Raw genomic sequence first — 19,725 nt, 5'->3', positions numbered from 1 at the left:
GCGAAGTCGAAGGGCAGGCCGAGACTACCGGTAACGCCCCCAACCCCGTTCGCCTTGAGCGAAGTAGAGGTTACAGGCCGGGACTACCGGTAACGCCCCCAACTCCGTTCGCCCTGAGCGAAGTCGAAGGGCAGGCCGCGCGCGTAGGTGCTTCGACTTCGCTCAGCACGAACGGACGGGGGTTCGGTACGCGGGTACGGGACGTCAGGTCGGAATGACCGGCGGCACCCCGCCCTGCCGCGTCGCCACGAACCGCGCGAGCGGCGGTCCGATCAGCAGCACGCCCAGGAACCGCATCACCTGCAACGCCATCACGAACGGCACGTCGACCGGGCTCGACGCGGCGATGATCGCGACCGAATCCATCCCGCCGGGGCTCGACGCGAGATAGGCGGTGACCGGGTCGATCCCCGCCCAGCGTGTCAGCGCCGCCGCGATCCCGCCACAGAACGCGATCAGCAGCCCGACCGACAGCAGGATCCGCGGCATCGCCTTGCCCGCCACGCGGAGCGTATCGCGCGTGAACGACAGCCCGATCTTCCACCCGACCACCGCATAGCTGATCGCGAGCAGCCACTGCGGCAGCACCGGCTGCGCGATACCGGTGACGTTCAGCACCCCGCCCAGCACGAGCGGACCGAGCAACGCGCCCGCCGGCAGCCGCAGCTTGACGCCAAGGACCGCGCCGACGCCGGCGATCGCCACCGTCCGCAGCACCGCGACCGGATCGACGCCCACGAACCACGCCGCGGCCGGATGGTGCCCGCTCCCGCCGCCGACCATCACCGCCGCGAGCACCGAGGCGACGACCGCGACGCACACGACGCGCGTATAGGTCATCACCGCGACCAGCCGCGAGTCCGCGCCATACGCCTGCGCCATCAGCACCATCGCGCTCGCGGCGCCCGGCGTCGAACCCCATACCGCGACGGTGCCCGGCAGCACCTGCCAGCGGCTGAGCAGATAGCCGAGCACGCTGCTGGCCGCGAGCGTCGCGACATTGACCGCGAGGAACACCGGCCAGTGCTGCGCGACGGTCGCGACGATCCCGGTGGTGATCGACCCCGCGATCAGCGTCCCCACCGCCGCCTGTGCGCCGCGAAAGGCGAGGATCGGCACCCCCAGCGAGCCGCCGCGCACCGCGAGCACGACCGCCGCGATCATCGGTCCGAGCAGCAGCCCCGCGGGCAATCCGATCCATTCCAGCGCCCCCGCCACCAGCGCCGACAGCGCGACCAGCAGAGCCCAGCGCCAGATCATGCCTTGGTCGCGAACCAGATCACGTGGCGCGCGCCGCCCTTGCGCGTCGCGCGCGCGACGACCTCGTCGACCGCGAACCCCGCCTCGTCGAGCCGCCTGGCGAACGGCTTGCTCGGCGCCGACGACCAGACCGCGAGCACCCCGCCCGGCCGCAGCGCCGCGCGCGCCCGCGCCAGCCCCGAAGCGCCGTAGAGCCGGTCATTGCCCGGCCGCGAAATCCCGTCGGGCCCATTGTCGACATCGAGCAGGATCGCGTCCCACTCCCCCTCCGCGATCGCTGCGGCGACATCGCCCTCGAAGATCCGAGTCCGCGGGTCGGTCAGGCTGTCGCCGTGCAGTGCCGCCATCGGCCCGCGCGCCCATTCGACCACCGCGGGCACGATCTCGGCGACCGCCACCTCGGCATCGGGCCCCAGCCGCGCGAGTGCTGCGCGCAGCGTGAAGCCCATGCCGAGCCCGCCGATCAGCATCCGCACGCCCGGCCGCGCGCCGATCCGTTCGCACGCCTGCTCGGCCAGCGCCTCTTCGGACCCGCTCAGCCGGCTGTTCATCAGCTCGTTCGCACCGAGCATGATCGAGAATTCCGCGCCGCGCTGGAGCAGCCGCAACTCGCCGCCGCCCGGCACCTGCGCCGTCCCGAGAAGAACCCGCGGGATCATGCAGACCACGCCGCGATGTCGTCCTGCTCGCCGATCAGCGCGAGGCCGTGCGCGATCGAGGTCAGCTCGCCGCCGCTCATGATCGCCGCCTCGCCGAACCGCTCGACGAAAATCCGCCGCACCCGCGGGATCAGCGACGATCCGCCGGTCAGGAACACGCGGTCGATATCGCCGCCGCCGACCTTGGCCGCCGCCAGCGCCTGGTCGACCGTCGCCTCGATCCGCGCGACGTCGTCGGCGATCCAGCCCTCGAACTGCGCGCGCGTCACCTCTGCCTCAATCTCCAGCCCCGCGCCCGCAAAGTGGAAATGCGCGTCCTCGCCCTGCGACAGCGCGCGCTTCAACGTGCCCACCGCGTCGTACAGCGGGTAGCCGAGCTCGTTCTCGATCACCGCGATCATCCGCCCGATCGCATCGGGGTCGATCGCGGTCTTCTGCAACCGCTCGAGCTCGGTCATCGTCTTGCGGTTGCGCATCAGCGCGAGCCTGGACCAGTCCGCGAAATCGGCGAAATAGGCGCGCGGGATCTCGAGCTCCTTGCCGAACGACTTGTACGCGCCGCCCTTGCCGAGCATCGGCAGCACCAGACGGTCGAGGATCCGGTAATCGAACCGGTCGCCCGCAATCCCGATGCCCGCATGGCCGAGCGGCGTACAGCGTCGCGCCGCCCCCGGCTCGGCGACGCGCACGACCGAGAAGTCGCTCGTGCCGCCGCCGAAATCGGCGACCAGGATCGTCGCGGGCTCGGTCAGCCGCGTCGCATAGCTGTACGCAGCGCCGAGCGGTTCATAGACATAATGGATCTCCGCGCCGAACCCCTTGAACATCGCGTCGTAACGCGTCCGCGCCAGCGCCTCGTCGGGCCGCGCGCCGGCATATTCTACCGGCCGCCCGACGACGATCCGCTGCGGCCGCGTGTCGAGCCTGCCGCCCGCATGCGAAATCAGCTTGTCGAGGAACAGCTTGCCCATCTCCTCGAAGCGATAGCGCTTGTCGAAGACGGAGGCCTGCTCGAACGTCTTCATCGCCGCGACCGACTTGAACGACTGGATGAACCGGCTGTCGAGCGGATATTCCATATATTCCGCGATCGCCCACGGCCCCGCATCGACCGCGAGCCCCTTGCCGCTGTCGTCCTGCCAGAAGCAGAGCGCGGAGCGGAACACCGGGCTGGTCTCGGCGGGGGCGGCGAAGGTCACGAGTTCGGGCATGCCGCCGGGCGTCCCGAGCGCCACGACGCTGTTGGTCGTGCCGAAGTCGAGCCCCAGTGCGGGACTCGCGGCTGGCGTTTGCATGAAGGTCTCCGGGAGCGGGTGGCGCCTGCCTATGCCGACCGGGGCCCCGGGATGGCAACCGGTAAAGTCGCGTGCGGCGCGTCTTCGCGCTCGCCCGGGGTCAGCGCGCGACCATCTCGCGGATCCGCTCGGCGAGCATGTCGAGTGCGAACGGCTTGGTGATCATCTCCATCCCCGCACCCAGAAACTCGCCGCGCACCGCCGCCTTTTCGGCATAGCCGGTGACGAACAGGATGCGCAGATCGGGCCGATGCCGCCGCGCGACCTCGGCCAGCTGGCGCCCGTCCATCCCGGGCAGGCCGACATCGCTGACCAGCAGGTCGATCCGCCGTTCGCTTTCGAGGATCGGGATCGCCGCGTGCGCGTCGCCCGCCTCCATCACGCCATAGCCGAGGCTGCCGAGGATATCGACGATCAGCATCCGCACCGCGACATCGTCCTCGACCACCAGCACGCATTCGCCGTCCGCGCGCGGCAGGTCGCGGTCCGCGGTCGGCACGCTGGCCGCCGCAGTACCGTGGAAGCGCGGCAGGTACAGCTTGACCGTCGTGCCCTTGCCCTCCTCCGAATAGATCCGGACATGCCCGCCCGACTGGCGCGCAAAGCCATAGATCATCGACAGGCCGAGCCCGGTGCCCTGCCCGATCGGCTTGGTGGTGAAGAACGGGTCGAACGCCTTCTCGATCACCGCCTTCGACATGCCCGTGCCGGTGTCGCTGACGCCGATCGCGACATAGTCGCCGGGCGCCAGATCCCCGATCGCCTCGGTATAGTGCGCGTCGAGATGCGTGTTCTCGGTCTCGATCGTCAGCCGCCCGCCCTCGGGCATCGCGTCGCGCGCGTTGATCGCGAGGTTGAGCAGCGCGCTTTCGAGCTGGTTGGCATCCGTCGTCACCGGCCAGGTCGCGTCCTGCCGCCGGATCTCGAGCCGCGCATTCTCGGCGAGCGTCCGTGCGAGCAGATCCTCCATGTCGGCGATTAGCCGGTCGACATCGGTCGCCTTCACGTCGAGCGACTGGCGCCGCGAAAAGGCGAGCAGCCGCTGCGTCAGGCCCGCGGCGCGCTGCGCGGAGACCGTCGCCGCCTCCAGATAGCGGTCGACCTTGTCCGGGCGCGGTTCGGGCACGTTGCGCCGGACCATGTCGAGCCCGCCCAGGATGCCGGTCAGCATGTTGTTGAAGTCGTGCGCGATGCCGCCGGTCAGCTGGCCGACCGCCTCCATCTTCTGCGCCTGGCGCAGCGCATCCTCGGCGCGCGCGAGCTGTGCCTCGCGCTCCTTGTCCGCGGTGACGTCGCGCCCGACCGCGTTGATCAGCCCGTCGCCCGGCCGCGCCGCCCAGCTGATCCAGCGATAGCTGCCATCCTTGTGGGCATAGCGATTGTCGATCCGCGCGACCTCCTCGCCGCGGGCGATCCCCGCCGCCGCCAGGCCGGCATGCGCGACGTCGTCGGGGTGGAGCAGCGAGAAGAGCGGGCGTCCGACGATCTCGTCCATCGACCAGCCCAGCATGTCGGTCCAGGCGGGATTGGCCGCGACGATCGTGCCGTCGAACTCGGCGCGCAGCATGATGTCGGACGACAATTCCCACAACCGGTCGCGGTCGGCGGTCGACACCTCGACGGCTTCGGCCAGTCCCTCGTTGATCGCGCGCAGCTGGCGCTCCGCCGCCTTGCGCGTCGACTGGTCGAGGATCGCGCCGATCATCCGTGTCGGCGCGCCGTCCTCGTCGCGGATGACATAGCCGCGGTCGAGCACATCGGCATAGCGGCCGTCGGCGCAGGCGAACCGGTATTCGTCGGTCCAGTCGCTGTCCTGCCCGTAAATCACCGCATCGATGCTCGCATGGATCCGCGCGCGGTCCTCGGGATGGACCTGGTCCAGCCACCAGTCACCGGTCGACTTCGCATCGGGCAGGACATGGCCATAGGCGCGCGTCAGCGCCTCGTTCCACAGCACCGAATTGCTCCGCAGGTCCCAGTCCCAGATCGCGTCGTTGGTCGCACGGCTGGCGAGCCGCAGCCGCTCGCTCGTCTCGCGCAGCGCAGCCTGCGCGCGGCGATCGTCGCTCATGTCGACGACCGTCCCGACCAGCCGGATCGGACTATCGCCATCGAAGAACGCTATGCCGTGCGCGACGATATGGCGCTCGACGCCGTCGCTTTGGCCGATCGTGCGATATTCCGAATCGAACATCCGCGTGCCCCGCGGATCGAGCGCGGCGGCGACTTCCGCATCGGCGGCCGCGCGGTCGTCGGGGTGGAGATTGGCGAGGAAGGCGGACTCGTAATCGACCGGCGCTCCCGCCGGGATCCCGAACAGCGCGCGGCACCGGTCGTCCCAGCGCAGCATGCCGTCCGCCGGCCGATAGTCGAACCGGCCCAGCCGCGCGACCCGCGTCGCCAGTTCCAGCTCCTCGCGGCTTTCGGACAGCGCCACCTCGTTCCGGCGGCGCTCGCTGATGTCGTTGAACAGCACCGCGACATGATTCAGCTCGGGCGCATCGACGCGGTAGGCATAGACCTCGAACCAGCGATCCTGCAGCGCGGAGGCGGGATCCTCGAACCGCAGCGGCTCGCCAGTCGTCGCGACATGGCCGTACAGGTCGAACCAGCGCTGTTCCATGTCGGGCGCGACGTCGCGCATCGTCCGCCCGATCATGTCGTCGAGCCCGGTGTTGCGCGCAAACGCCCGGTTCACCTCGAGGAAGCGATAATCGTATGGCGCGCCGTCGGCGAACAGCACCTCGATCACGCAGAACCCCGCATCGATCGATTCGAACAGCGAGCGATAGCGTGCCTCGCTCGCCTTCACCGCGGTCTCACCGCGCACCCGGTCGACCGCGTCCGACGTGCGCAGCGCGACGTCCTCGACCAGCGCGATATCCGCCCTAGTCCAGTCGCGCGGCGTGGCCTCGTGCAGGTACAGGACCGCCGCCAGCCGCCCATCGCGGAGCAGCGGCGCGGCGATCAGTGCGCCGACGCCGGCCTGCGCCCAGCACCGCGCGGTCGCCGGATCGCGCGCGCGTGCGTCGGTCGCGCAATCGTCGACGATCACCGTGTGCCCGCGCCGCAGATCGGCGATCACGCCCGTGCCCAGTGCCGCGTCCGCGTCCCCGTCTCCGTCTCCGTCTGGCGTCGCGGTGAGGCCGGGCAGCGTCCCGTTCGACCAGTCGCTGACGCCCCGGGTCATCGCGCCGTCCGCCGACACCTCGTCATAGCCGCAGCGTGCGACGTCGAGATGCGAGCCCAGCGCCGCGGCGGCCGCCACCATGATGTCGTCTGGCCGCGCCATCGTGCGGAACAGGTCGACCAGCGCGAGCTGGAACGCCTGTCGCGCGAGCAGTTCATCACGATCGAGCAGAGGGGGACGCATAACCTATGTGTGCCCGGAGAGACCGGGGAAGTCGAGCCATGCCCGGCTCAGCCGCGCTTCAGCCGGACCAGCGCAGCGTCGAGCGCGGACAGGAAACGCGACCGGTCCGCCTTGGCAAAGGGTGCAGGGCCGCCGATCACGTCGCCGCCCGCGCGCAGATCGGCCATGATCGCGCGCGTCGCGATCGCACCGCCGATCGAGCTGGTGGTGAACGGCTTGCCGGTGTTGGCGAGCACGGTCGCCCCCGCCTTCACGCAGCGATCGGCGAGCAGGATGTCCGCGGTGATCACCACCGCCTTCGTATCGGCCTGCTCGGCGATCCAGTCGTCGGCGGCGTCGAACCCGTCGCTGACGACGACGCGGTTGACCAGCGGGTGGACGGGTATCCGAAAATGGCTGTTCGCGACGATGGTGACGGGCACCTCGTGCCGCCACGCGACCTTGTAGATCTCGTCTTTGACGGGACACGCATCGGCGTCGACGAGGATGCGGAGGGCGGTGGGTGCGGTGGGTGCGGTCGTCATCGGCTATCTCCCGATTTCACCAACGTCGTCATCCTGACGAAAGTCAGGATCCAGGATCAAGCAGGACGGCGTCCGCCGCTCTGGATCCTGACTTTCGTCAGGATGACGGGGCAAAGAGGGCCCCTGCCATCGTCAGAATGACGGCGCGGGGGCCGCCCGCGCCCTCACCCCGTTCGCCCTGAGCGAAGTCGAAGGGCATGCCCCAAGCCGGGGTGCTTCGACGTCGCTCAGCACGAACGGAAGGCGCCGATCGTTCAGCTACGCTCGCGATTGCCGCGATACGGCGCCTTGCGCGCCGGCGCCGGACCGCCGCGCGGGGCCGCGCGGTGCAGCGTCGAGCGCGGGGCGCCCGCGTTGCTGCGACCACCGCCGCCGGCATGGCGTGCGGTGCTCTCGGGCGCGCCCTGCATCGCCTCGATCGCGACACCGCTCTCCTCTTCGCCCGCCTGCGCGGTACGCTGGATTGCCGCCGAGAAGCGCGACGCGACGGCGCGCGGGATCTCGAACGCGGTCTCGTTCGGGCCGATGCGGATCGCACCGATCTCGGACTTGGTGATGTGCCCGCGACGGCAGATCAGCGGCAGGATCCAGCGCGGATCGGCGTTCTGGCGACGACCGATGTCCATGCGGAACCACACCGTGTCCTCGAAGCCCGCGCGCGGACCCTGCGAACGATCGTCGCTGACCGACTGCTTGCTCTGGTCGATCAGGTCCTCGGCCTGCGGCATCGTCGCGCGGTGCATGTGCACCAGCGCCGCAGCGATATCCTCAGGGGTCTTCTCGGCCATCAGGCGGGTCGCGAGCTCGCGATCCTCGTCCTCGACCTCGACCGGCTGCATCAGCATCGTGATCAGCCGCTCATGGTCGTTCTTGCGGATGTCCTCGGCGGTCGGGGCGTTGACCCACTCCGCGTTGATCTTCGCACCTTTCAGCATCATGTCGACGCGACGGCGACGCGGGAACGGCACGATCAGGACGGCGGTGCCCTTCTTGCCCGCACGACCGGTACGACCCGAGCGATGCTGGAGCGTCTCGGCATCGCGTGGCAGTTCGACATGCACGACGAGGCTGAGCGTCGGCAGATCGATGCCGCGCGCGGCAACGTCGGTCGCGACGCAGACGCGCGCACGACGGTCACGCAGTGCTTGGAGCGCGGCGTTACGCTCGTTCTGCGAATGCTCGCCCGACAGCGCGACCGCGGCGAAACCGCGCTCGACCAGGCTCGCATGCAGATGGCGCACGTTATCGCGCGTCGCGCAGAACAGCATCGCCGTCTCCGCTTCGTGGAAGCGCAGCAGGTTGATCACCGCATGCTCGATCTCGGACGGCGAGACCGTGACGGCCTGGTACGAGATGTCGCCATGACCGCGATCCTCACCGACGGTCGAGATGCGCACCGCGTCGCGCTGATAGCGCTTGGCGAGCGCGACGATCGGCCGCGGCATCGTCGCCGAGAACAACAGGGTACGGCGCTGCTCGGGCGACGCGTCGAGGATCTGCTCGAGATCCTCGCGGAAACCCATGTCGAGCATCTCGTCGGCCTCGTCGAGCACCGCGACCTTCAGGGCCGACAGGTCGAGCGCGCCGCGCTCGAGATGGTCGCGCAGACGGCCGGGCGTGCCGACGACGATATGCGCGCCGTGTGCGAGCGAACGACGCTCCTTCGACGCGTCCATGCCGCCGACGCAGGTCGAGATGCGCGCGCCAGCCTTGGCATAGAGCCACATCAGCTCGCGGCTGACCTGCAGCGCGAGTTCGCGGGTCGGGGCGATGCAGAGCACGAGCGGCTTGTGCGGCGCCGGCAGGCGCTGGACGCCGTCCTCGCCTGCTTCACCGAGCAGTTCGCCGGCCATCGCCAGGCCGAACGCGACGGTCTTGCCCGAACCGGTCTGTGCCGACACGACGAGATCGCGACCGACCGCATTCTCCTCGATCACATGCGCCTGGACGGGGGTGAGCGCGGTATAGCCACGCGCGGCGAGCGCTTCCGAAAGAAGCGACGGAATATTTGAAAAAGGCATGTACGTCCTAATTGGTGGCCGGCTTGACGCTACGGCAAAGCACTGGCGTGGTGGTCCCTACAGGACTTGGCCCGCGGCCCACCCGCTCGCCCATGCCCATTGGAAGTTGTAGCCGCCGAGCCACCCTGTGACATCGACCGCTTCGCCGACCGCATACAGGTTTTTTACGCGTTTGGCTTCCATTGTTTGTGAAGAAAGCTCAGCAGTGCTGATTCCGCCCGCCGTCACCTCCGCCTTGGCATAGCCTTCGCTGCCATTTGGCGTCAATTGCCAATGGCTTAGCGCACGCTCCGCGTCCTGGAGCCGGCGATCGGTGAGGGTGGAAATCTCCCCCGTCATCCCCAGTCGCTCGCTCAATGTCTCGGCGAGTCGGTCGGGCAGCGTCCCCCCGAGCAGCTTGCGCAGCGTCGTGCGCGGCGTGGTGCGCTTGGCCGCGGGGAGCCAGCCGGAGTCGCGGTCGGGGACGAAATCGATGCCCACGGGCTGACCGTGCCGCCAATAGGACGAGGCCTGCAGGATCGCCGGGCCCGACAGTCCGCGATGCGTGAACAGCGCCGCCTCGCGGAACGCGGTCTTGCCGGCCGTCGCAACGACGTCGGCGGCGACGCCCGACAATTCGCGGAACAGGATCTCGTCGCCGCCGAGCGTCAGCGGGACGAGCGCGGGCCGCGGCTCGACCACCTTCAATCCGAATTGCCGCGCCAGATCATAGGCAAAGCCGGTCGCGCCCATTTTCGGGATCGACGGTCCGCCGGTCGCGATCACCAGCGCGGGCGCGGTGACCGCGCGGCCGTCGAGCGACACGCGGTAGCCGCCGTCACCCTGCTCGACCCCCGTGACGCCGCGTCCCAGCGACAGGTCGACCCGCCCCTTGTCGCATTCGTCGAGCAGCATCTCGACGATCTGTTTCGCCGAGCCGTCGCAGAACAGCTGCCCCAGCGTCTTTTCGTGCCACGCGATCCCGTAACTCTCGACGAGCGCGAGAAAATCCTGCGCGGTGTAGCGGCCGAGCGCGGACTTGGCGAAATGCGGATTGGCGGAGATATAGCGGTCGGCGGCGGTGTGCATGTTGGTGAAGTTGCACCGCCCGCCGCCCGAGATCAGGATCTTCTTCCCCGCCTGCTCGGCATGGTCGACAAGCAGGATCCGCCGCCCGCGCTGCCCCGCGACCGCGGCGCACATGAGCCCGGCGGCGCCTGCCCCGAGGATGATCGCGTCATAGTCGGACAAGGTTCGCTCCGTGCGGCGCGGGGTGCCGGCCGCTGATGAAAGGTGGTTCCCCGCGAAGGCGGGGACCAGGCTGGGCTCCCGCCTTCGCGGGAGAACAAGGCCAGATTCGGCGCGTTTGGGGTCGCCCATATAGGCGCCACCTGCTCCGAACGAAAGCACCACCCCGGCGAAGGCCACCACCCCGGCGAAGGCCGGGGCCCAGTTGGGGGACGACAATGACGCACGTCGCGCGCCGTTACCCCCACCTCGCCAACTGGACCCCGGCCTCCGCCGGGGTGGTGAATTCTTCAATCGTCATCCTGACGAAAGTCAGGACCCAGGATGACGAGCGGCTACCGCAGCTTCGCGATATTCAGCGAATCTTCCTTCGCGCGCGTCTTCACCGATTCCTCGCTCCGCGTCAGCGCCTTGGCGATCGCCTTCAGCGCCATGCCCTTCTTGGCGAGCGTGTGCAGCTTCTGGATCTCGTCCTGGGTCCAGGGCTGGCGGTGCCGTTCGAATTTCGCCTCGGCCATTATGCGATCTCCACTATCTCGATCGCATCCGCCTTGCCGGCAAACGCCACCGTCTCGCCCACCGCGGCGCCCATCAGCGCGCGTGCGAGCGGGGCGGAGAAAGCGAGGCGATCCTCGCCCGGCTCGGCCTCGTCGCCGCCGACGATTGCGATCGTCCGCTCCGCGCCGTTCATCCGCACGCGCACCGACGATCCGATCCCGACCTCGCCCTTTTCGGGTTCGGGCGCGAGCTCTGCAGTCGTCTGGCGCGTGTGCCAGTAGCGCAGGTCGCGTAGCAGCACCTTGCGTGCTTCTTCGTCGGTCTCGGCCGCGACCGCTGCCTCGATCGTCTCGACGCGCTCGCCGATCAGTGCAAGGCCGCGCGCCGTGACCAGATTGGGCCCCGGCGCGATCGGCTGTTCGAACTTCGGCTCGAGATGTTCCTCGTCGCTTTCACGGCGAAACGCGACGCTCATGCGCTTACTTCAGGCATGCGACGATCCCGGCAATCGCCGCCAGCGTGCCGTCGACATTCTTCACCTTCACGACGTCGAGCCCGAGCTGCTCGGCCGGATAGTCGTTGCCGCCCGGGAAGATCGCGTCGCCGATGAACATCATCTTGTCGAGCGCGATGCCGCTCGCCTCGTTGAGCTTCTTCAGGCCGTACGCCTTGTCGACACCCTCGCGCGTGATGTCGATCGAGGTCGCACCGCCCATGTTGATCGACAAACCCGGCAGACGCTGGCGCAGATCGGCCTGGATCACCTTGCGCTTGGCGAAGTCCGGATCCCAGCTGTGCTTGGCGTCGATCGGCGCTTCCTGGCCGAGCGCGGAGAAGGTGATCTGGCTGCCGCGATCCTCGATCCGCTCGCCCCAGGTCTGCTCGGGGACGAACCCGGTCGCCTCGAGCGACTCGTCGAATGCCTTGAGGATCTTCTGCTTCTCGTCGTCTTCGAACAGCTCGGCATAGACCGCACGCCAAGCGTCGTCGAACCGGTACAGCTTGGTGCCGGTCGTCGGCATCAGCCACAGCTTGGTGCGATCGGCGCGCTCGGGCAGACGGCTCGCGACCTGCTTTTCGAACTGCGGCCAGTCACCACCCGAGATCACCGCGACATGCGCGACGTCGAGCAGATCGGCGAGCGCCTCGCCCATCGGCTCCTGCAAGGGCTGCTTGCTTTCGGCCAGCGTTCCGTCGAGGTCAAAGGCAACCAACTCTTTCATGCGGAAACTCCAGTCAGGATAAATGTGTCGATTGCGTGCGCGACGCCATCGGCATCGTTCGCGGTGGTAATCTCATGCGCGACGTCGCGGACGGACTTCGGCGCATTGCCCATCGCGATCGCCAGCCTGGCCCGCTTGAGCATCGCGATGTCGTTCGCCTGGTCGCCGATCGCCGCGGTCTGCGTCAGGCTGATGCCGAACGCGTCCGCGAGTTCCTCGATCCCGCTGCCCTTGTTGCCCGCCACGGGCGTGATGTCGAGATAATAGGTCTGGCTCTGGACGATCGTCGCCTGCGCGTCGAACTTCGCCGCCACCTTGGCGTGCAGGTCGCGCAGCAGATCCTCGTCGTCGCTGACAAACGTCACCTTGTCGGCCTTGCCGAGCAGGTCGGTGAAGTCGGCGACGATCACCGGGTCCTGCGCGGAGGCTTTCCGCTCGCTGTCGACATGGCTGCCCTGGTCGGTGCTGGCATACCAGACGTCGTCGGCGAAGATCCAGGTATCGATAGGGGCGTCACCGATGATGTCCATCGCGCCGCGCACGACGTCGACATCGACCATGTGATGCTCGATCACCGTGCCGTCGCGCTTGAACACGATGCCGCCGTTGAACGCGCCCATCGGCTCGTCGATGCCGAGCAGCTCGGCGATCGGCATCATGCCTGACCGGGGCCGCGCGCTGATGATAGTGAAGCCGAGCCCCGCCGCCTTCAGCCGCTTGACCGCATCGACGGTCGCGGGCGCGACCTTCTTGTCCTTGTCGACGAGCGTGCCATCGACGTCGGACACGAGCAGCTTGATGTTCACTTGCCCGTTCACTGGGGCATCTCGACATGCCCGCCAAAGCCGAAGCGCATGGCCGACAACAGCTTGTCGCCGAACGTATGGTCGACCCGGCTGCGATAGCGTGCGTAGAGCGCGGCGCTCAGCACGTTGGCGGGTACCTTCTCTTCCATCGCCGCATCGATCGTCCACTGGCCCTCGCCCGAATCCGCGACGCTGCCGCTGAACCCTTCGAGCGTGCCGTCCTTGGCGAGCGCGATCGCCGACAGGTCGAGCAGCCACGACGAGATCACGCTGCCGCGACGCCACACTTCGGCGACGTCGGTCAGGTTGATGTCGAAGCGCTGGTCCTCCGCGACATGCTCGCCCGACTTGCCCTTGAGGATGTCGAAGCCCTCGGCATAGGCCTGCATCAGGCCGTATTCGATGCCGTTATGGACCATCTTGACGAAATGCCCGGCACCCGGAGGGCCGGCGTGGATATAGCCCTTTTCCGCACGCGGATCGGCCTGCCCCTCGATGCGGCCCGGCGTGCGGACGATCTCGCCCATGCCCGGTGCCAGCGTGTCGAAGATCGGATCGAGATAATCGACCGTCTCCGTCTCGCCGCCGATCATCATGCAATAGCCGCGCTCGAGGCCCCAGACGCCGCCCGACGTGCCGACGTCGACATAGCGGATGCCCTTTTCGGCAAGGTCCTTCGCGCGGCGGACGTCGTCCTTGTAGAAGCTGTTGCCGCCATCGATGATGATGTCGCCCTCGGCGGCCTTTTCGGCGATCGCCTGGACGGTCTGCTCGGTCGGCTCGCCGGCGGGCACCATCACCCACCAGATCGCCGGCGTGTCGAGCTTGCCGCGCATGTCGTCGAGCGAGTCCGCACCGATCGCGCCATCCGCCGCGAGCTTCTTCACCGCCTCCGCATCGCGATCGAACGCGACGACCTCATGGCCGTTCTTCATCAACCGGCGCGCGATATTGCCGCCCATCCGGCCGAGGCCGATCAGTCCGATCTTCATAGGGAAATCCTTGTCTTCTCCCTCTCCCCTCCGGAGAGAGGGTCGGGGTGAGGGGCAGGTCCGGGCGGGGGCGCGCCTGGCAGCCCCTCACCCCGGCCCTCTCCCCAGCGGGGAGAGGGAGCATAGGTCTTACGCCGTCGCCGGCTGCTTCTTCGCGATCGACCCGAGCAGGTCGTCGAACGCCTTCACGAACGACGCGACGCCCTCTTCGACCAGCGTGCCGGTCACGCCGGTCAAGTCGAGCCCGAGCCGCTCGGCTTCCGCCAGCACATGCTTCGCGCCATCGACATCCGCGGTGATCGTCTCCGCCGCGGTGCCATGGTCGCGAAACGCGTCCATCGTCTTTGGCGGCATCGTGTTGACGGTGTCACGGCCGATCAGCGTGTCGATGTAGAGCGTGTCGGGATAGCTCGGATCCTTGACCCCGGTCGACGCCCACAACAGCCGCTGCGGCTGCGCACCCTTGGCGGCGAGCGCCTGCCAGCGATCCGACTTGAGGAAGTCGAGATACCATTGATACGCCATCTTCGCGTTGGCGATCGCGACCTTGCCGCGCACCGCCTTCAGCGCATCCGCCTCGGCATCACCCTTTTCGAGCCGTGCATCGATCTGCTTGTCGATCATCGTATCGATCCGGCTGACGAAGAAGCTCGCGACGCTGGCGATCCGGTCGATCGGCTTGCCCTCGGCGACGCGCTTCTCGAGTCCCGCGGCATAGGCCTCGGCGACACGGACATAGGCGTCGATCGAGAACAGAAGCGTGACGTTGACGTTGATCCCTTCCGAGATCGCGGTCGAGATCGCCGGGCCGCCCGCAAGCGTCCCCGGGATCTTGATCATCAGGTTCGGCCGGTCGACCGCCGCCCACAGCTTGCGCGCCTCGGCGATCGTCGCGTCGGTATCGTCCGAGATATAGGGCGACACTTCGAGGCTGACATAGCCGTCCTTGGCGTCGAGCCGGTCATACACGGGCTTCAGCGTCTCCGCCGCCGCCTTGATGTCCTGGATCGCGAGATGCTCGTAGCGGTCGATCGTCGCCGCACCGGGATTCTCCTTGTCGAACTTCGCGAGCGTCGAGTCATAGGCCTCGCCGTGGCCCATCGCCTTTTCGAAGATCGACGGGTTGGAGGTGACACCGGTCAGCCCGTCGTCGTCGACCAGCTTCTGGAGACCACCGGCCTCCAGGAACTTCCGATCGACGAAATCGAGCCATACCGCCTGGCCGAAGCCTTCGAGATCGTTGAGCGCACCCATCACTTGGTCTCCATAACCTGGCGGGCAACCTTGACGACATTGTCGACGGTGAACCCGAACTTGTCCTGCAGTTTGGCGAGCGGTGCCGAAGCACCGAAGGTCGACATCGTCACGGTCGCGCCGTCGAGCCCGACATAGCGGTCCCAGCCGATCGACCCGGCCATCTCGATCGCGACGCGTGCCCGCACGCCCCGCGGCAACACGCTTTCCTTGTAGGCGGCGTCCTGCAGTTCGTAGCGATACCAGCTCGGCATCGACACGACCCGGCTCTTCACGCCGTCCGCGACCAGCTTCTCATGTGCGTCGACCGCGAGCGACACTTCGCTGCCCGTCGCGATCAGGATCACGTCGGGTGTGCCGTCACAATCGGCGAGCACATACCCGCCCTGCGCAACGCCGTCCGCGCTCGCATATTTGGTCCGGTCCAACGTCGGCAAAGCCTGGCGCGACAGGATCAGCGCGGCGGGCGTGCTGGCGTCCTTCAGGACCGCCTTCCACGCCGCGACAACTTCGTTCGCGTCGCTCGGACGGATCGTGTCGAGACCCGGGATCGCGCGCAGCGTGGCCAGATGCTCGATCGGCTGGTGCGTCGGGCCGTCCTCGCCGACGCCAATCGAATCATGCGTGAACACCCAGACCGCGCCCACTTCCATGATCGCCGACAGCCGCACCGGTGCGCGCATGTAATCGACGAAGACGAGGAAGGTGGAGCCGTAGGAGCGCAGATGCGACAGCGCCATGCCGTTGACGATCGCGCCCATGCCATGTTCGCGAATGCCGAAATGGAAGTTGCGGCCGGCATAGTTGTTCGCCTCGAACGAGGGCTGGCCCTTGATGTCGGTCTTGGTCGACGGCGCGAGATCCGCCGAGCCGCCGATCAGCCACGGCACCTTGGCGGCGATCGCATTGAGCACCTTGCCGCCCGAATCACGGCTGGCGACACCCTTGGGATCGGCCTCGAACACCGGAATGTCCGCATCCCAGCCCTCGGGCAGCTCGTCCTTGAGCAGCAGGTCGAGTTCGGCCGACAGCTCGGGATATGCACCCCGATATTTGTCGGTCAGCGCGACCCATTCGTCGCGCAGCTTCGCGCCACGCTCTGCGATCGCACCGTTGAAATGCTCGATCACGCCATCGGGCACGTAGAAGGACTTGTCCTCGGGCCAGCCATAGGCCTGCTTGGTGAGGCGGATATTCTCGTCGCCGAGCGGCTCGCCATGCGCCTTCTCGCTGCCCGCCTTGGGGCTGCCGTAACCGATCACCGAATGCACGACGATGAAGGTCGGCTTGTCGGTGGTCGCCTTGAACGTCTCGATCGCACGGCTCAGCGCCGCGGTGTCGTTCGCGTCGTCGACATGGATGACGTTCCAGCCATAGGCGTCGAAGCGCAGGCCGACATCCTCGTCGAACGCGAGATCGGTCGCGCCCTCGATCGAGATGTGGTTGCTGTCGTAGATCCAGCACAGATTGCTGAGCTTCAGATGCCCGGCCATGCTCGCCGCCTCGGCCGAGACGCCCTCCATCATGTCGCCGTCGCCACAGATGGTGTAGACGTCATGGTCGAACAGCGTGAAGCCGTCCTTGTTGTAGCGCGCCGCGAGCCAGCGCTCGGCGATCGCCATGCCGACCGAATTGCCGCAACCCTGGCCGAGCGGGCCGGTCGTGGTCTCGACACCCGTCGTGTGGCGATATTCGGGGTGGCCCGGGGTCTTGGACGAAAGCTGGCGGAACTGCCGGATGTCTTCGAGGCTGACCGCCTCCTTGCCGCTCTTCTCGCCGTCCGCACTGATCTCTTCGATCTTGGCGAGGTGGATCAGCGCATAGAGCAGCATCGACGCATGGCCGACCGACAGCACGAACCGGTCGCGATTGGGCCAGTCGGCATGCTTGGGGTCGTAACGCAGGAATTTCGACCAGAGCGTGTAGCCGACCGGCGCGAGCGCCATCGGCGTGCCGGGATGGCCCGAATTGGCCTTCTGCACCGCGTCCATCGACAGCGTGCGGATCGTATCGATCGTCAGACGCTCGGGCGAACCGTCCTCGTGCAGGTTCGGATCCGCCTTCATCGTGGGGGCGGTTGCGGTATCGGTCATGAAAGAAAGCCTCGCTCTAGACTGTGACCGAACGCCGCGCATCCGATCTGGTTGCCAACATAGGATGCCTTTAGGCGGATGCACCCGAGCGTTCCAGTCGCGTAACGACGCCTTTGGATGCAATATACGCGGCATCGACCTCGTCGAGGAACAGTCCGTGGCCCAGCACGCCCGGAATCGCCGCCAGCACCGCAGCGAGCGCGTGCGGGTCCTCGAGTGCCGGAAATCGGCAATCCGCGACAAGATTGTCCTGATCCGTCCGATAGTTGGGCCGAATCACCGGCGCCGCACCCAGGTCGCTCAACACGCGCATCACATAGGCCCGCGCAAAGGGCAGCAGCTCGACCGGCAGCTTCGCCGCGCCGATCCGTCCGACCCGCTTCGATCCGTCCGCAATCACGACCATCCGTGCCGAGCTTGCGGCGACGATCTTCTCGCGCAGCATCGCCCCGCCCGCGCCCTTGACCGCAAAACACCGCGCATCGATCTCGTCCGCGCCGTCGATCGTCAGGTCGACTTGCGCAATATCGGCAAAGTCGAGCACCGCGATACCCACCTGCCGCGCCAGCATGCCGCTCGCCTCGGACGTGACGACCGCGCGGACGTCGAGCCCCGCCGCGACCCGCTCGCCCAGCGCGCGGATCGCGAACGCCGCGGTTGACCCGGTGCCCAGCCCGACCAGCATCCCGTCCCGAACCTCCGCCACCGCCGCCACCGCCGCCGCCTGCTTGTCGTCATCGATCATGTGTTGCGCCTTTTCAAATCAACTGCCCCCGATCCAATCCAACCGCCCCCGTCCCTCCCGTTCGCCCCTCCCGTTCGCCCGCCCCCCTCCCGTTCGCCCTGAGCGAAGTCGAAGGGCATGCCCCAGGAGAAGGTGCTTCGACTTCGCTCAGCACGAACGGGGGGGGGACGACCGGATAAACGCAACGAACGGAGTGGGGGGAACGAACGGATTAGGGAACACGAACGGATCAGGAGAACGAACCGCCCCGGGGAATCATCCTAACACCCCACCCACACCCCCCGTCATCCTGACGAAAGTCAGGATCCAGAGCCACCAACGATCCCCTCGCGACCCCGGATCCCGACCTTCGCCAACACAACCGACCGCAAAAAACCCCACCACGGAAACACCACAAAACACCCCCACCAACAAACCAGGTTACTCTTTCTTCCCTATTTTTCGCGTCCGCTTTTCAACTGACATACTTCTGGTACATCCGCATGGTTTAGCCGGCCCTCATCTGATCGCGGATACCCCACTTGATAGCCAAACGACTTACCCCTTGGCGCTACGCCGTGATGGCACCCGCGCTGATCGGCCTCGCGGCCTGTTCCGGTGGCGGCGGCGATGCCGCAAAAGGCAAGGGCAAGGGCGGTCAGCCGGGTCAGGGCACCCCCACCGTCGGCTATGTCGTCATCCAGCCGTCGAGCGTCGCGATGACCACTGAACTCAGCGGCCGCACCACCGCGTTCGAAAGCTCGGACGTCCGGCCCCAGGTGACCGGGATCATCCGCCGCCGCTTCTTCACCGAAGGCACGCTCGTCAGGAAGGGCCAGCCGCTCTACGAGATCGACCCGCGCCTCTACCGCGCCGCCGCCAACGAGGCGCAGGCCAATCTGCAGAGCGCACGTGCCAATGCCGAGGCGCAGGGCATCCTCGCCCAGCGCTACAAGCCGCTCGCCGAGATGGAGGCGATCAGCAAACAGGATTACACCAACGCGATCGCGACCTCGCGCCAGGCGACCGCGTCGGTCGCGCAGACCCGCGCCGCGCTCGAGACCGCGCAGATCAACCTGAAGTTCACGACCGTCCCCGCGCCGATCACCGGGAGGATCGGCCGCTCGCTGTTCACCGTCGGCGCGCTCGTCTCCGCGACGCAGACCGATCCGCTGTCGCAGATCCAGCGGCTCGACCCGATCTTCGTCGACATCCAGCAGGCCTCGGGCGACCTGCTCGCGCTGCGCCGCTCGCTCGGCCAGAACGGCATCGTCCCGACCCGCGCCGAGGTGCGCCTCAAGCTCGAGGACGGCAGCGATTACGGCGCGACCGGCTCGGTCGAATTCGCCGAAGCGCTGGTCAACACCGAGACGGGCACCGTGACGCTGCGCGCGCGCTTCCCCAATCCCCAGGGGCTGTTGCTGCCCGGCATGTTCGTCCAGGCGAAGTTCGCGCAGGCGATCAACCAGCGCGCCTTCCTCGTGCCGCAAGCGGGCGTCGCGCGCGACGCGAAGGGCAATGCGACCGTCTATGTCGTCAGCGCCGACAACAAGGCGGTGCAGAAGACGATCAAGGCTGACCGGACGCAGGGCCCCTATTGGGTCGTCACCAGCGGGCTCAACCCGGGTGACCGGATCATCACGCAGGGGCTGTCGAAGATCGCCCCCAACCAGAGCGTGAAGCCGGTCCCCGAAAACACCGCGCAAAAGATCGAAGCGCCCAAGGGCGACTCCTCGGGTGGCGATAAGGCCAGCCAGAAAAAGGCCGGCTAGACCC

At 67.6% G+C, this 19,725-nt stretch carries 16 protein-coding genes; 1 reads left to right on the top strand and 15 read right to left on the bottom strand.

The window, feature by feature from the left end; all coding sequences use genetic code 11:
• Positions 1 to 204: 204 nt before the first annotated feature.
• The 15 genes from C8J24_RS09470 to rpiA form a co-directional block, all read right to left on the bottom strand.
• Entirely contained in the window at positions 205 to 1,260 is a 1,056-nt protein-coding gene (locus C8J24_RS09470) for an AbrB family transcriptional regulator (protein ID WP_107931973.1), read from the bottom strand.
• The gene (locus C8J24_RS09465; protein WP_107931970.1) at positions 1,257 to 1,919 is read right to left on the bottom strand and encodes a spermidine synthase; all 663 of its coding nucleotides are present in this window, start codon (positions 1,917 to 1,919) and stop codon (positions 1,257 to 1,259) included. The genes C8J24_RS09470 and C8J24_RS09465 overlap by 4 nt, the downstream gene beginning before the upstream one ends.
• Positions 1,916 to 3,214, bottom strand: a complete 1,299-nt coding sequence (locus C8J24_RS09460) for an Hsp70 family protein (RefSeq protein ID WP_107931968.1) — start codon at positions 3,212 to 3,214, stop codon at positions 1,916 to 1,918. Before C8J24_RS09460 ends, C8J24_RS09465 begins: the two co-directional genes overlap by 4 nt.
• A 100-nt stretch (positions 3,215 to 3,314) precedes the next feature.
• Positions 3,315 to 6,587 carry a PAS domain-containing protein gene (locus tag C8J24_RS09455; RefSeq protein ID WP_107931966.1) on the bottom strand — a complete coding sequence of 1,091 codons (3,273 nt, stop codon included), beginning with the start codon at positions 6,585 to 6,587 and terminating at the stop codon, positions 3,315 to 3,317.
• 47 nt (positions 6,588 to 6,634) lie between these two features.
• Entirely contained in the window at positions 6,635 to 7,111 is a 477-nt protein-coding gene (locus tag C8J24_RS09450; RefSeq protein ID WP_107931964.1) for a YaiI/YqxD family protein, read from the bottom strand.
• A 254-nt stretch (positions 7,112 to 7,365) separates the two neighbouring features.
• Positions 7,366 to 9,132: a DEAD/DEAH box helicase gene (locus C8J24_RS09445; protein ID WP_056409192.1), complete on the bottom strand. Its 1,767-nt coding sequence runs from the start codon at positions 9,130 to 9,132 to the stop codon at positions 7,366 to 7,368.
• A gap of 57 nt (positions 9,133 to 9,189) precedes the next feature.
• Entirely contained in the window at positions 9,190 to 10,362 is a 1,173-nt protein-coding gene (locus C8J24_RS09440) for a BaiN/RdsA family NAD(P)/FAD-dependent oxidoreductase (protein ID WP_277352407.1), read from the bottom strand.
• 332 nt (positions 10,363 to 10,694) lie between these two features.
• Entirely contained in the window at positions 10,695 to 10,877 is a 183-nt protein-coding gene (locus C8J24_RS09435; RefSeq protein ID WP_031396458.1) for a hypothetical protein, read from the bottom strand.
• Positions 10,877 to 11,332, bottom strand: coding sequence for a GreA/GreB family elongation factor (locus tag C8J24_RS09430; RefSeq protein WP_107931962.1), 456 nt, complete (start codon positions 11,330 to 11,332; stop codon positions 10,877 to 10,879). The genes C8J24_RS09435 and C8J24_RS09430 overlap by 1 nt, the downstream gene beginning before the upstream one ends.
• Positions 11,333 to 11,336: 4 nt before the next feature.
• Entirely contained in the window at positions 11,337 to 12,080 is a 744-nt protein-coding gene (locus tag C8J24_RS09425; RefSeq protein ID WP_031441770.1) for an HAD-IIB family hydrolase, read from the bottom strand.
• The gene (locus C8J24_RS09420) at positions 12,077 to 12,898 is read right to left on the bottom strand and encodes a Cof-type HAD-IIB family hydrolase (protein ID WP_107931960.1); all 822 of its coding nucleotides are present in this window, start codon (positions 12,896 to 12,898) and stop codon (positions 12,077 to 12,079) included. Before C8J24_RS09420 ends, C8J24_RS09425 begins: the two co-directional genes overlap by 4 nt.
• Complete coding sequence (gnd, locus tag C8J24_RS09415) at positions 12,895 to 13,878, bottom strand: phosphogluconate dehydrogenase (NAD(+)-dependent, decarboxylating) (protein ID WP_056409181.1); 984 nt, start codon at positions 13,876 to 13,878, stop codon at positions 12,895 to 12,897. The genes C8J24_RS09420 and gnd overlap by 4 nt, the downstream gene beginning before the upstream one ends.
• 129 nt (positions 13,879 to 14,007) lie before the next feature.
• Positions 14,008 to 15,132 carry a transaldolase gene (gene tal, locus C8J24_RS09410; protein ID WP_107931958.1) on the bottom strand — a complete coding sequence of 375 codons (1,125 nt, stop codon included), beginning with the start codon at positions 15,130 to 15,132 and terminating at the stop codon, positions 14,008 to 14,010.
• The gene (gene tkt / locus C8J24_RS09405; RefSeq protein WP_107931956.1) at positions 15,132 to 17,225 is read right to left on the bottom strand and encodes a transketolase; all 2,094 of its coding nucleotides are present in this window, start codon (positions 17,223 to 17,225) and stop codon (positions 15,132 to 15,134) included. The genes tal and tkt overlap by 1 nt, the downstream gene beginning before the upstream one ends.
• Before the next feature lie 70 nt (positions 17,226 to 17,295).
• Positions 17,296 to 17,970 carry a ribose-5-phosphate isomerase RpiA gene (rpiA, locus tag C8J24_RS09400; protein ID WP_107931953.1) on the bottom strand — a complete coding sequence of 225 codons (675 nt, stop codon included), beginning with the start codon at positions 17,968 to 17,970 and terminating at the stop codon, positions 17,296 to 17,298.
• Between the two features lie 560 nt (positions 17,971 to 18,530).
• Between rpiA and C8J24_RS09395 the strand changes: the two genes are divergently transcribed.
• Positions 18,531 to 19,721 (top strand): efflux RND transporter periplasmic adaptor subunit, encoded by a 1,191-nt coding sequence (locus C8J24_RS09395; protein ID WP_107931951.1) that lies wholly within the window; start codon positions 18,531 to 18,533, stop codon positions 19,719 to 19,721.
• Positions 19,722 to 19,725: the final 4 nt, after the last annotated feature.

The organism is Sphingomonas aerolata, assembly GCF_003046295.1.
Lineage (GTDB): Bacteria > Pseudomonadota > Alphaproteobacteria > Sphingomonadales > Sphingomonadaceae > Sphingomonas > Sphingomonas aerolata.
The sequence above is the reverse complement of the archived record's forward strand: the minus strand, read 5'-3'. Positions and strand labels throughout refer to the sequence as shown.

Bases quoted from the DNA above. Each gene is read 5' to 3' on its own strand.
- C8J24_RS09445 (WP_056409192.1), bottom strand. From the start codon at position 9,132: ATGCCTTTTTCAAATATTCCGTCGCTTCTTTCGGAAGCGCTCGCCGCG.
- C8J24_RS09425 (WP_031441770.1), bottom strand. From the start codon at position 12,080: ATGAAAGAGTTGGTTGCCTTTGACCTCGACGGAACGCTGGCCGAAAGC.
- gnd (WP_056409181.1), bottom strand. From the start codon at position 13,878: ATGAAGATCGGACTGATCGGCCTCGGCCGGATGGGCGGCAATATCGCG.
- tkt (WP_107931956.1), bottom strand. From the start codon at position 17,225: ATGACCGATACCGCAACCGCCCCCACGATGAAGGCGGATCCGAACCTG.
- C8J24_RS09465 (WP_107931970.1), bottom strand. From the start codon at position 1,919: ATGATCCCGCGGGTTCTTCTCGGGACGGCGCAGGTGCCGGGCGGCGGC.
- tal (WP_107931958.1), bottom strand. From the start codon at position 15,132: ATGGGTGCGCTCAACGATCTCGAAGGCTTCGGCCAGGCGGTATGGCTC.
- C8J24_RS09450 (WP_107931964.1), bottom strand. From the start codon at position 7,111: ATGACGACCGCACCCACCGCACCCACCGCCCTCCGCATCCTCGTCGAC.
- C8J24_RS09395 (WP_107931951.1), top strand. From the start codon at position 18,531: ATGGCACCCGCGCTGATCGGCCTCGCGGCCTGTTCCGGTGGCGGCGGC.
- C8J24_RS09455 (WP_107931966.1), bottom strand. From the start codon at position 6,587: ATGCGTCCCCCTCTGCTCGATCGTGATGAACTGCTCGCGCGACAGGCG.
- C8J24_RS09460 (WP_107931968.1), bottom strand. From the start codon at position 3,214: ATGCAAACGCCAGCCGCGAGTCCCGCACTGGGGCTCGACTTCGGCACG.
- C8J24_RS09470 (WP_107931973.1), bottom strand. From the start codon at position 1,260: ATGATCTGGCGCTGGGCTCTGCTGGTCGCGCTGTCGGCGCTGGTGGCG.
- C8J24_RS09430 (WP_107931962.1), bottom strand. From the start codon at position 11,332: ATGAGCGTCGCGTTTCGCCGTGAAAGCGACGAGGAACATCTCGAGCCG.
- C8J24_RS09435 (WP_031396458.1), bottom strand. From the start codon at position 10,877: ATGGCCGAGGCGAAATTCGAACGGCACCGCCAGCCCTGGACCCAGGAC.
- rpiA (WP_107931953.1), bottom strand. From the start codon at position 17,970: ATGATCGATGACGACAAGCAGGCGGCGGCGGTGGCGGCGGTGGCGGAG.